Here is a 12,100-nt window from a genome sequence, read left to right as displayed (position 1 = left end):
TTACCGGTTGCCGCGCATGTCCCGGAACAGACCGAGTTTTTCCTGAATGGGGCGATCCGAATAGGAAAAGAGAACCGCGTCTTCATCTGTCTCATGACGGATTTCATGCCAGCTTGGAACAACAAACACGTCGCGCGGGCACCATTCGATCACCGTGTCGCGTATCTGTGTGCGACCGCAGCCCTCAACGCAGACATAGATCGTGGCGTCGGTCGATTTATAGGGCGCGCCGCAGAAGTCCTTGGGCAGCAGTTGCAGGCAGGTTCCGATTGTTGGCATGGCCCACCCACCGTCAACCGGATTGATATAGCGCATTTTCAGCCCGTGGGCGGGGTCCCATTCCTCGTGCTTGCGCATTTGCTCCAACGCTTCCCGCGACCGTGCATAGGGGTAGTTGAAGATGGGTGAGGTCGGGGTCACGCTTTCATATCCCATGGGCATCATGTTGGCGCCGTAACGGGCTGCGCTGTCGCCAGTGGGCTTGGTGATTGGCTGCTGATCGTCGCCATATCCTTCGGCAAAGCTCGCATCCAGAAACTGCACCACCGGAATATCCAATCCATCGAGCCAGAAGATCGGATCTTCTGTCGTGTTGCCATGGTCATGCCATTCCCAGTTGGGCGTGATCACGAAGTCTCCGAACTGCATTTCGGTCTTTTCGCCACCAACGGCGGTGAAGCCACCACTGCTTTCCAGAACGAACCGCAGGGCGGACTGGGTGTGACGATGAGCAGGGGCGACCTCGCCCGGCATGACACATTGCACGCCGCAATAGAGGCTGGTTGTGACTTTCGACGTGCCCTTCAGACCGGGGTTTTCAAGGATCAGAACGCGCCGTTCCGCTTCCTTGGCGGTAATCAGGCCCGCAGCTTCGATCAGGCGTGCCCGAACGGAAGCATAGCTCCATTTGAACGGGACGCAGTCGGATTTTGGTTCCGGCGTGATGATCCCCGACATGACCGACCATAGGGCACGCATCGACTCCGGTTCGATTGCCTCATAGAAAGCGGCGCGCTCTGCCGTGTTTTGGGGTTTTGTTTGGGCCATTGTGGATGTCCTTCGATCATGCAGGACAATCCTAGCGTTCAGGGCGACCATCTGTCAGCGGTAGATTTCTGCAAATCGCCTGAGAGTGTTGCAACCAGGTAGAAGTGTCACCCGACCTGCAACGCAGAAATATCACCGCAAGTGCGCAACCGGGCGCAAGGCTTAGCCGCCCGGAGACCTCAAGTATTGCAGCGCTGAGAAGACTTGCGGCAACCATGTCAGGAGATCAAAGCGGCTATTCTGATCTTTTCGTGGCTCAGAAATCCAACAATGATCGCCGCATTTGGTTTCGAAGTCGTTCGCTTTGAAACCTGCGCCCTTCAAGCTCTGGGATTTGAGACCCTTATCGTAGGGTTTTCCCTGGTTTCGGAAAGTAGATGCGCCCAATTACAGCGGGGTTTCAAGCCCTTCGGCTTTACTGTCGATGTACATGATCTTCGAGCGCGACAGCCGAGCGATGCCTGCCGATTTCGGCCGCGACCTTCCTCACGGGCATCTTCGCGCTCAATATATCCTCAATCGCGTGCCGTTAATGAAGTGAAAGTCGCGTTCAGACGGCTCCCATGAAATGCCTCCTGTTAGATAACTCATTGTTTTCTAATAGGAGTCGCACTTCTAAGTAGAGCGCACCCTGCTACGCAAGCGTGTAGCCGCAACACGATAATGTCACCTATGAGCAAAGCAGAAATGTCACTCTGCCCGCAAAGCGCAATGAGGATGAGCAGACGTGGGATGGCTGATGATGAGCGAGCGCGAGTTGAACCGTATGGAAGTGCTGGCGCAGGTGGACGACGGTCGGCTGAGTGTCGACAACGCCGCCAATATGTTCAACCTGACGCGCAGATAAATCTTCAGGCTGTTGAAGTGCTATCGGCAGGATGGTGCGTCGGCCATCCGGCACAAGTCGCGCAGACGTGCGCCTATCAATCAGTTTCACCAAGCCAAGCGCGACTATGCGCTAGGCCTGATCAAGGAGAACTATCCCGACTTCGGGCCAACATTGGCGGCTGAGAAGCTTAAAGAAGATCACGGGCTGAAGGCCTCGCGCGAGACGCTGCGCAAATGGATGCAGGAAGGCGGCATCTGGTTGTCACGCAAGCAGCGGGCACATTCCATCAGCCGCGCTTGCGCCGGGAGTGCTTTGGCGAACGGATCCAAATCGACGGGTCGGATCACCGCTGGTTCGAGGATCGGGGCGATCCCTGCACCCTGCTCGTCTTCATCGACCAAGCAACCAGCACCTTGATGGAGCTGAGGTTCGTCAAATCGGAAAGCACCTTCAGCTGTTTCGAGGCACTTGAGAGTTACCTGCTCAAACACGGTCGCCCTGTCGCCTTCTATTCCGGCAAACACACGGTGTTTCGGGTGGCGAAAGAAGACGCCAAAGGCGGTGCGCGGATCACCCAGTTCGGGCGCGCGCTGAGCGAGTTGAACATCGAGATACTCTGCGCCAATTCGAGCCAGGCCAAAAGTCGTGTTGAACGCGCCGATAGCACGCTTCAGGACCGTCTGGTCAAAGGAACTACGGATCACAGGCATTTCTGACATGGAGGCTGGAAACGCCTGTTTGGAAGGTATCAAGGATCGACATAACGCGAAGTTCGCTAAGGCCCCGGCCAAGTCGGACAACCTGCACCGTGCCTTGAACATTGAACCGGATCGCCTCGCGGAGGTCTTCTGCCTGCGCGACAAACGCTATGTCACTAAGGACTTGACGCTGAAGTACGACCGCAAGCGCATCCGCTTGGAAGTCAATGATCTGACAGGTGGTTTGGTCGGCAAATACGTGGATACCTTTGCGTTTCCGAACGGGCGGATCCAGGTACGCGCCAAAGGCGTCGCCCTGCCCTGTAGCATCTTCGATCCGCACCAGCAGCGCGTCACCCACGCGGCAATCACCGAGAACAAGCGCCTGAGCGCCGTTCTGGAACACATCAAAGAGATACAAGATTCAGCACCGCCAAAGCCGAAGGTTCGCACAGATTCTGAGGAGATGGGCTACAAACCGAATGGACGGCCACAAGGACGGCCATCGGGCTCGTGGGCCAAGAAGAAGACTGTACATGCGGCAGAATAGCCATAAAAAATAGATGCTATCGATGCTCAGAGTGGACAGGTAAGACGTTGGCAAATTAGCGCGAAGCGATCATCACAAAGTTGGACAATTGCTCTGGCTATGATGTCGATGTCGGCGACGGTTATATCATTGTCACCTGTCAAAATCCCGAAAGCTTTGACGTCTCGATCCACGCCGCTGGTGAGGAGTTTCAGGTCCGGTTTGACGGATGGCATGAGCACTTCCATTTAGAGGAAGACGCTGTGAACTGTTTCGCGTTTGGTCTGTCAAAAGACTGCCGCCTACAAGTGGTAAAACGCGGCAATATGGAATGCAGTTGGACGGCTCAAGCTTTGCAAGATGGTTCATGGGTAGATGACACCACGACCGGGTCGATCTTCATACCATTCTGGCGACCCAAGCAAATCGAATTTCGACACAACCTCATCAGCAAAAAGGACCGTTGACCCTTCTCCCTGCAAGGCTTTTCAGCCCTGCGATATCGGAAGTCTCCGGGCTGTTAATCCTTGCTACCGTTACACTCTGGGTGACACTTCTGAATGATGTTTAATGCCTGCGTACAGGTGCGCGCAACTTTAAAGTATGACTCCTATTAGAAAACAATGAGTTATCTAATAGGGGGACATGGCATGGGAGCCGTCTACACACAACTTTCACTGTCTGAGCTTCGTAAGATCGAGAACTGGTGGCATGCCAAGGTGCCAGTTCGTGAGATTGCAGAGGCGCCCGAACAGATCGCGGGACGCCTGCGGCTCGAACGTCATCCGGTCCGCCTGAGCCACGAGACGATCTACCGGTTCGCCTATTCCAAGGATGGTTATGACCACAACAGGTCTATGGCCATCTGCCTGAGCACTGTCGTCGTCGCAGGCTGCATGGCTATCGCAGGCACAACCGAGCTCAAATCTGCGACGCAAAAAACCTGTCACATAGGCCTGGCGGATCGCAGAGCGTGCCGCGTCCGGCCACTGGGAATGCGATCTGATGATGTTCCGCAAATAACATGGAAAGGTCAACGTGACCTCTCTGTTCGAACGCGTCAGCTTCTATGCCGTTGTCATGTGCAACGAGGATCGCCAGCCCAAACCGATCATGGAAGCGTTGATCCAGGGGCCTGCTCCCCTGCTCGCAGATGCGCGCCGGTCAATCACCTTTGATCGTGGCACCGAGCTCTCTGCCTGGCGGCATCTCAAGGCAGGGATCGGCGCTGACGCGTGGTTCTGCGATCCGCAGGCACCCTACCGGAAAGGTACTGTCGAGATTACCAACAACAGGCTCCGAAAGTACCTGTCTCGTTCAACCGAACCGATTGGAACACATTAACATATCAAGAACTGCGCTTCACCGTGAGTTCATAACGGCAAAGCGATGGTATCCTCTCAGAGAATAGCAGAAGTCTCACTGTCTTCGAAAGATGCAATGCGAGATTTAGCGTTGACGATGATCAAAGAATGATGCCGGAAGTGTTGGAGACCCAAAAACATGTCAAAAACCACCAATCGGCTTGCGCTTTTACTGAACGGAAAATCGATTTTTGCCGTCATGGTGCTGCCGCTTCACCAGTGACTACACAACCTCCCATCATTAGGTCAGGACGCCCCCCGTCGGAGGATAGTCTAACGGCGGCGACGACCACGACCATAGTGATGACCATGGATCAGACAGCGGGCACGCTGAGCGGACCGCGCGGTCGATCCTTGACGGGCCGCAACTTGAGGATGTCTTTGCCCGAATAGCAACAGGTTGGATGGCGGGTAGCCTCGCGATGCGCCTGTCATCGGCTGATGCAGGCCTGCCGCGCGGGCAGTTACTGCTTGCATGCAACACTGCGTGGCGCTGCGCCGCCCCCTTACCGCTGCGCGCTGGACAGGAACCGCGTCATACGGCTATGCATGCGAACCCTTTCAAAGTGAGCCCCTTATGACGTCCATTCTTGTCCTGAACGGTCCCAACCTGAACTTGCTGGGCACCCGCCAACCGGAGGTGTATGGGTCAACCACCCTCGCGGACATCGAGCAGATGTGTGGCGACTGGTCCGAGAAATCCAGATGTGGCGTGGTTTTTGAACAATCCAACCACGAGGGTGTTCTTGTGGATCATATCCATGCGGCCCGTGACAACCACAATGGGATCGTCCTGAACGCGGGCGCCTACACGCATACCTCCATCGCCTTGATGGATGCCATCGCTTCGGTTGAACTGCCCGCAATTGAACTGCATCTGAGCAACGTGCACGCGCGCGAGGAGTTTCGCCACAAATCCTTCATCGCCCGTGTTGCCGTGGGGATTGTCTCAGGCTTCGGCGCTTACGGGTACGTTCTGGCGCTCGATGCGATGAAACATCATCTTTCGCGTTAACGTACTGTCGTAAGGCACTTCCATTACACAAAAAAACGGCGCCTTTGCGGGCGCCGTTTCGTACCTGTTCGTGACAGGCCGGTTTAGCCTTTGGCAGCCTTCGCGACTTCGGCAGCGAAGTCTTCTTTCACGACTTCGATGCCTTCACCCACTTCAAGACGCACGAAACCGGTGATGCTGGCCCCTGCTTCTTTTGCCGCATCGCCGACGGTCAAATCCGGGTTGACCACGAAGGACTGGTTCAGGAGCGTGACTTCGGACATGTATTTTTTCATCCGGCCCACGATCATTTTCTCGATCACGGCTTCGGGCTTGCCGCTTTCGCGGGCGATGTCCATCTGGACCTGTTTCTCTTTTTCGACAACCGCCGGGTCCAGATCATCCTCTGACAGGGAGGCCGGGTTCACCGCTGCAATATGCATCGCGACCTGTTTGCCAAAGGCTTCATCGCCACCGGTCATCGCAACCAGAACGCCGATTTTTCCCATGCCGGGAGCCGCCGCATTATGCACGTAGGACACAACGCTATCGCCATCGATGGTCGACATGCGGCGCACCGACATGTTCTCCCCCACGGTGGCGATCTTGTCGGTCACGACGGTTGCGACGCTTTTGCCGCCCATGTCGGCGTCTTTCAGCGCGTCCACGTCGGCGACGGTCAGCGCGACATCCGCGATCCCTGCAACCATTTCCTGGAACTCGGCGTTCTTGCCCACAAAGTCGGTTTCGGAGTTCACCTCGACCGCCACACCGTGACCACCAGCCACCTTGACGGCAACCAGTCCTTCCGCCGCCGTGCGGCCGGACTTCTTGGCCGCTTTCGCAAGACCCTTAGTGCGCAGCCAGTCAACGGCGGCTTCCATGTCGCCACCGCTTTCGGTCAACGCTTTTTTCGCGTCCATCATGCCCGCGCCTGTGTTGTCGCGCAGTTCTTTCACCAGTGATGCTGTAATCGCCATCTCAGGTTCTCCTTTTAAGAATATGAATCATGAGGCAGGTCGTCCCTGCCCCACATGTCATGCGTATGACGCGGATCAGCTTGTCGCTTTTTCCACAGTCTCTTCCTTCGATTCGATGTCCAGCGGCGCATCCTTGGCCATCACATCGTCGGAAACGGTTTCTTCGGACGCGTTGCCGACTTCGACACCGGTGCTTTCCGCGACCGCTTCCTCGACGGGGGCTTCTTCCATCGCGCCAAGGTCGACGCCCGCCGCCCCCAGTTGCGCGGACATGCCGTCAAGTGCTGCGCGTGCCGCCAGATCGCAATAAAGCGCGATCGCGCGGGCAGCGTCGTCGTTGCCGGGGATGATGTAGTCGATGCCGTCGGGCGAGCAGTTGGTATCCACCACCGCCACAACCGGGATACCCAGCTTGTTGGCTTCGGCTACGGCCAGCGCTTCTTTTTTCACGTCGATGACGAAGATCAGGTCGGGACGGCCGCCCATTTCGCGGATACCGCCAAGCGACGCCTGAAGTTTGCCCTGGTCACGTTCCATGCCCAGACGCTCTTTCTTGGTCAGACCCTCAAAGCCACGCTCGGATTGCTCGTCGATGGATTTCAGGCGGTTGATCGACTGCGAAACGGTCTGCCAGTTGGTCAGCGTACCGCCCAGCCAGCGGTGGTTCATGTAGTATTGCGCGCATTTCTCTGCAGCATCCGCGATCGGCTGAGCCGCCTGACGCTTGGTGCCCACGAAAAGAATGCTGCCGCCTTTGGCGACGGTCTCACGGATCACGTTCAGGGCCTGGTCCAGCATCGGAACAGTCTGTGTAAGGTCCATGATGTGGATGCCGTTGCGCGCGCCGTATATGAACGGACCCATACGGGGGTTCCAGCGCTGCGTCTGGTGGCCGAAGTGTACGCCTGCTTCAAGCAACTGGCGCATGGTGAACTCTGGAAGAGCCATGTCGTTATACCTTTCCGGTTTTATCCTCGGCGGGGGCATGACACCATTTGGTGCCAACCGGCGGACCTTTGGGGATGTCTCCCCCAATAGGCCCAAACCCCGCCTGCGGGTTTCAATGCGCGCCGTATAGGCCAGCTCTTACCCTGCTGCAAGAGTGGATTGACGCAAATCGGGCAATATGTGACCGCATTTACCGCGCGTAGTGCTTGTCTCCGGGGGAAACGGTATTCTAAGGTCCCTTCAAGCGCCCGCACAGACGGGGGCAATGATCACAAGATCACAACTGGGAGTGACCATGACCAAATCCATCAAGGCCGCCGCGCTGGCGGTGATGTTCCTGTTGCCATCTGCCGGCATCGCCGATGTCCTCACGCTGACACCCGCTGACCCGCAACCTGCAGAAGACAGCCTGTCCACCGGGCTTGCGGTCGCGTATTCCGGCAAGTTCGGTGGCAGATCGCTTGAAGAAGTAAGATCAGACGTGAAAAAATGGACACCCGGCCCCGCGCTGGCAGGTTTGTCCTACGACACCGGAGAGGGCGACATGGTGTTGTCCTCCGACGTCTCGAGCAAGATCGCAGCACAGATCTCGGGCTACATCAAATTCGATGAGCCCGGCAGCTATGTGCTTGAGTTTCTCAGCAATGACGGGTTGGAGATTTCCATCGGGGACCAACCCGTGGGCCTCTATGATGGCGTGCATTCCTGCGGGTATGTGGGCGAGGTCGAAGTCGACGTGCCGTCCGCCGGGTACTACGCGCTGGAGGCAACCTATTTCCAGCGCAAGGGGTCGGCCTGCCTGCTGATGGAATGGGGTCCTGACAGCGACGGGCTGGTGCCCGTGCCCGACAGCGCTTTCTTCCATTGAACGGGTGGCGGTGGGGGCCATCGCCCCTGCCCTCTAGCGGTGCAGATGCGCTGCGCGCACCGCCTCTTCGCAGGCCAGGGCGAGCGCTTTGCGATCCTTGAAGTCCGCCACCTTGATCGGATCGTGATAGACCACCTTGACGGTGCCATGCCGCGGCGTCGCCAGCATCCACAGCATGTGACTGCCGAAATCCATATCCCCCCACCAGCCGTAAAACCTTGGATCGGCCCCATCGGGTGCCCGGTAAGTGACGGTCACCGGTTGCACGGACAGGGTGTCGCGCAATTCGGGCGCAAAAAATGCGTCGAAGAGGGATGTCTTGAAAGGCAGGACACGCCGTCCATCGCTGCTTGTTCCCTCGGGGAAAAGCAGCAGTTTGTGCCCGGCCTGTAGCCGGTCCCGGAACTGTCGCGATTGGGCGGCCGCTTTCGATCGGTTGCGCTCGATGAACAGCGTGCCGGTCGCGCGCGCCAGCCAGCCGATGCCGGGCCACCCCGCCACCTCGGATTTTGAGACGAAGTAGATCCGCTTGGCGGCGTTCAGCACAAAGATGTCCAGCCAGCTGGAATGATTGGCGACCACAGCGCCCTGCCCCGCTATGGGCCGCCCCACAGCGTAAAACCCAATGCCCATCAGACGCAGTGCGTTGCGGCACACGAATACCGTGATGTAGGGCGTGACCGGACGCGCCACACCAAACACCGGACGCTCGACGGCGCGGATCGTCAACAGCACGATCAGCCCGCCAAACACGAGCAGCCCCAAAGGTGCGCCGCGCAGCAGCACCAGCAACCAGCCCAAAGCATCGACACGCGCCCTGGGCGGGGGTGCATCCCCTTGCCACGTCGCGTTCATGCGGCAGGGCCCTGGTACAGGCGCGCCTGCCGTTCATTCATTCGCTGGGTGTCGAGAATCAGACAGACATCGGTGGTGTTGAAACCGTGGTCGATAAACGCGCCTTCGCCGACAAAGCCTCCAAGGCGCAGATAGGCCTTGATCAGTGCGGGCACCGCCAGCATCGCCGCGCGGGCATCCAGCTGGCTCTCCGGCACAATGTCCATTTTCTGGAAGGCTGCCGGTTGCGCACGCACCCGCAGATCCTCCGGCGCCAGATGGCGATGGTGCAACAGGGATAAGGGCGCAGACAACGAGGCGATGTCGGTGCCATGAAAACTGGCGACCCCGAACAACACCTCGATATCATGCTCAGAGATGTATCGCGCCAATCCGTTCCACAGGTGGAACATCGCCATCCCCCCGCGGTAGTCGGGATGCAGGCATGACCTGCCCAATTCCAGAACACGGCGATCCGAGCCCAGCAGCACCGACAGATCATATTCATCGGCCGAGTAAAACTGGCCCGCGGCGATCGCCTGATCCCGGCGCATCAAGCGATAAACCCCGACAACCTGCTGGCGGCGCTCATCTGTCAGCAGCAGATGGTCAAAATATGGATCGAACCGGTCTTTCTCCAACCTTGCGTGATGATCCACAAGGTCACCGCCGCCGCCCAACTCCTCCACGAAAACCGCATAGCGCAGGCGCTGCGCGGCCTGAAGCTCGTCTTCGGTGCCGGCGAGTTTCACCGAAAACGGATTCTGCTGTGTCTTGGTCATCGCTGCAGAACCTGCCCCCGTGCCGTCTCGATGTGCCCGCTGATAAAGCTATAGCCCATTTTGCGCAACGCGGCACTGTGACTGGTTTACAATCTGCATGGTATCGTTAACCTTTTGGCAATATTCTTCAGCCATCAAATACGGGGATCAGGGCAACGCGAGTGCTATCAATGACGACTTTTCCTTCGTCTCGAAAATTCACGGTGACGCGGGCATTTACATTACTTTGCACCTGTCCGGTACCCCACTCCGGTCGATCGGGGTGTTGCACCAGCATGCCGGGTGACAGGATCGCGTTCAAATCTTCCATGACACCCTTTTCGCGCAGGAGACACTAGATGGGCCATACCAATGTTAACCTTGCCGCACTGATCGGCAGCCGCATCTGTCATGACCTGATATCGCCAATCGGGGCCATCAACAATGGGCTGGAGCTGTTGGGCATGTCGGGGGGGACCCCCGGTCCGGAGATCGACCTCATCCAGGAAAGTGTTGGCAACGCCAGCGCGCGCATCCGGTTTTTTCGCATCGCCTTCGGGGCCGCCGGGGAACAGATGATGGGACGCGCGGAAGTGATTTCGATTCTGGATGACCTGATGGAGGCCAGCCGGCTGGACGTTGCATGGGGCCCGATGGATGCGCAGCCGCGCGCCAGCGTCAGAATGTCCTTTCTCGCGCTCCAATGCCTGGAAAACGCGATGCCTTATGGTGGTCGTATCGAGATCAGCCAGCACGAAGGCAGCTGGCTGCTGCACGGCCGGGCTGACAAGCTGAACATAGATCAGCCGCTGTGGGATATTCTCGCCACCAGGGAACCACCAAAGGATCTGCGCCCCGCACAGGTGCAATTTGCCCTGCTGCCGCTGATCGCCGGTGACGATGGCAGACGGGTTGTCACCGAGATCAATGACGACGAGGTTAAACTGCGCTTCTAGGCGCGTATTGTCCCCTCTCCGGTCACCAGATACTTGAAACTTGTCAGCTGGGTTGCCCCCACCGGGCCGCGGGCATGCATTTTACCTGTCGCAATACCGATTTCAGCCCCCATGCCGAACTCGCCACCATCGGCAAACTGGGTCGATGCGTTATGCATCAGGATGGCGGAATCCAGTTCCGTCATGAAACGGCGGGCGGCGCCCCGGTCTTCGGTGAGGATACAATCGGTGTGGTTCGACCCGTGGGTCCGAATATGAGCCATTGCCGCATCCAGATCAGGTACCACGCGGGCCGCAATGATCATGTCGAGAAATTCACGGCCCCAGTCGTCCTCGCTGGCGGGCACGGTCCCCTCGATCCCTGACAATGCGCGGTCGGCGCGCACCTCGACGCCGGTATCGATCAATGCCTTGATGACGTCGCGGCCGATGGTCTGCGCTACGTCCTGATGGATCAGCAGGCACTCTGCCGACCCGCAAATACCGGTGCGCCGGGTTTTCGCATTCAGCACCACTTTCAGAACCTTTTCAGGGTCAGCGGCAGCATCAATGTATATGTGAACAATGCCCTCCAGATGGGCAAACACGGGTACCCGCGCCTCGCGCTGCACCAATCCGACAAGGCCTTTGCCCCCCCGCGGCACAATCACGTCGATCGTATCGGTCATCGTCAGCATCTCGGACACGGCCGCCCGGTCCCGCGTGGGGACGAGTTGGATCGCCTCTTCCGGCAGGCCCGCGTCCTTCAATCCCTGCACTAGGCAAGCATGCAGCGCTGTCGAGGAATGAAAGCTTTCCGACCCGCCGCGCAAAATCACCGCATTGCCGGCCTTCAGGCAAAGCGCACCGGCATCAGCCGTCACATTCGGGCGGCTTTCGTAGACCACGCCAACAACCCCCAAAGGGGTGCGCACGCGCTGGATGTGCAACCCGCTGGGCTGGTCCCATTCGGCAATCACCTCGCCCACCGGATCGGTCTGCTCTGCCACTGACCGCAGCCCGTCGATGATACCGCGCAGCCTGTCTTCGTCCAGCGCCAGGCGGTCCATCATCGCACCCGACAGGCCCTTGTCACGGCCAAAGGCCAGATCCTTTTCATTAGCCTCAAGAATGGCGGCCCGGTGGTCCCACACATGTTCCGCCGCCGCAATCAGCGCCGCGTGTTTCCGCTCCGCAGTGGCAAATCCCAGCGTGGCTGCCGCCGCCTTGGCGCGCTTGCCGATTTCTGCCATCAACGCTGGAATATCTTCTAAATCTTTCATTACGTTACGCCCCATACTTGAAGTCGTTGC

10 protein-coding genes and 2 pseudogenes are annotated in these 12,100 nt (G+C 58.2%); 5 read left to right on the top strand and 7 right to left on the bottom strand.

The window, feature by feature from the left end; genetic code table 11:
- Positions 1-1,047 carry a gentisate 1,2-dioxygenase gene (gene gtdA / locus KX928_RS10845; protein ID WP_219501847.1) on the bottom strand — a complete coding sequence of 349 codons (1,047 nt, stop codon included), beginning with the start codon at positions 1,045-1,047 and terminating at the stop codon, positions 1-3.
- Between the two features lie 727 nt (positions 1,048-1,774).
- Between gtdA and KX928_RS10840 the strand changes: the two are divergent.
- From KX928_RS10840 to aroQ, 3 genes and pseudogenes are all read left to right on the top strand, one after another.
- Positions 1,775-3,124 (top strand): annotated as a pseudogene (locus KX928_RS10840) (ISNCY family transposase).
- A 629-nt stretch (positions 3,125-3,753) separates the two neighbouring features.
- Positions 3,754-4,432, top strand: a pseudogene (locus KX928_RS10835) (IS30 family transposase); the annotation flags it as partial.
- A 612-nt stretch (positions 4,433-5,044) separates the two neighbouring features.
- Positions 5,045-5,482: a type II 3-dehydroquinate dehydratase gene (gene aroQ / locus KX928_RS10830; protein ID WP_219501845.1), complete on the top strand. Its 438-nt coding sequence runs from the start codon at positions 5,045-5,047 to the stop codon at positions 5,480-5,482.
- A gap of 83 nt (positions 5,483-5,565) precedes the next feature.
- Here aroQ and tsf read toward each other — a convergent pair whose 3' ends face one another.
- Positions 5,566-6,441 carry a translation elongation factor Ts gene (gene tsf, locus KX928_RS10825; protein ID WP_219501843.1) on the bottom strand — a complete coding sequence of 292 codons (876 nt, stop codon included), beginning with the start codon at positions 6,439-6,441 and terminating at the stop codon, positions 5,566-5,568.
- 75 nt (positions 6,442-6,516) lie between these two features.
- Positions 6,517-7,389 carry a 30S ribosomal protein S2 gene (rpsB, locus tag KX928_RS10820; protein ID WP_219501841.1) on the bottom strand — a complete coding sequence of 291 codons (873 nt, stop codon included), beginning with the start codon at positions 7,387-7,389 and terminating at the stop codon, positions 6,517-6,519.
- A gap of 295 nt (positions 7,390-7,684) precedes the next feature.
- Between rpsB and KX928_RS10815 the strand changes: the two genes are divergently transcribed.
- Positions 7,685-8,257, top strand: a complete 573-nt coding sequence (locus tag KX928_RS10815) for a PA14 domain-containing protein (protein WP_219501839.1) — start codon at positions 7,685-7,687, stop codon at positions 8,255-8,257.
- A gap of 33 nt (positions 8,258-8,290) precedes the next feature.
- Here KX928_RS10815 and olsA read toward each other — a convergent pair whose 3' ends face one another.
- The 3 genes from olsA to KX928_RS10800 form a co-directional block, all read right to left on the bottom strand.
- The gene (olsA, locus tag KX928_RS10810) at positions 8,291-9,112 is read right to left on the bottom strand and encodes a lyso-ornithine lipid O-acyltransferase (protein WP_219501837.1); all 822 of its coding nucleotides are present in this window, start codon (positions 9,110-9,112) and stop codon (positions 8,291-8,293) included.
- The gene (gene olsB, locus KX928_RS10805) at positions 9,109-9,873 is read right to left on the bottom strand and encodes an L-ornithine N(alpha)-acyltransferase (RefSeq protein ID WP_219501834.1); all 765 of its coding nucleotides are present in this window, start codon (positions 9,871-9,873) and stop codon (positions 9,109-9,111) included. Before olsB ends, olsA begins: the two co-directional genes overlap by 4 nt.
- 127 nt (positions 9,874-10,000) lie before the next feature.
- Positions 10,001-10,183 carry a DUF3553 domain-containing protein gene (locus tag KX928_RS10800; protein WP_219501832.1) on the bottom strand — a complete coding sequence of 61 codons (183 nt, stop codon included), beginning with the start codon at positions 10,181-10,183 and terminating at the stop codon, positions 10,001-10,003.
- 28 nt (positions 10,184-10,211) lie between these two features.
- Here KX928_RS10800 and KX928_RS10795 point away from each other — a divergent pair, with 28 nt between their 5' ends.
- On the top strand, positions 10,212-10,808 hold the full coding sequence (locus KX928_RS10795) for a histidine phosphotransferase family protein (protein ID WP_219501830.1): 597 nt from the start codon (positions 10,212-10,214) through the stop codon (positions 10,806-10,808).
- Here the strand turns inward: KX928_RS10795 and KX928_RS10790 are convergent.
- Complete coding sequence (locus tag KX928_RS10790; RefSeq protein ID WP_219501828.1) at positions 10,805-12,070, bottom strand: glutamate-5-semialdehyde dehydrogenase; 1,266 nt, start codon at positions 12,068-12,070, stop codon at positions 10,805-10,807. The two genes, KX928_RS10795 and KX928_RS10790, sit on opposite strands and share 4 nt — an antisense overlap.
- Between the last annotated feature and the right edge of the window lie 30 nt (positions 12,071-12,100).

Source organism: Roseobacter insulae (assembly GCF_019375555.1).
Lineage (GTDB): Bacteria > Pseudomonadota > Alphaproteobacteria > Rhodobacterales > Rhodobacteraceae > Roseobacter > Roseobacter insulae.
The sequence above is the reverse complement of the archived record's forward strand: the minus strand, read 5'-3'. Positions and strand labels throughout refer to the sequence as shown.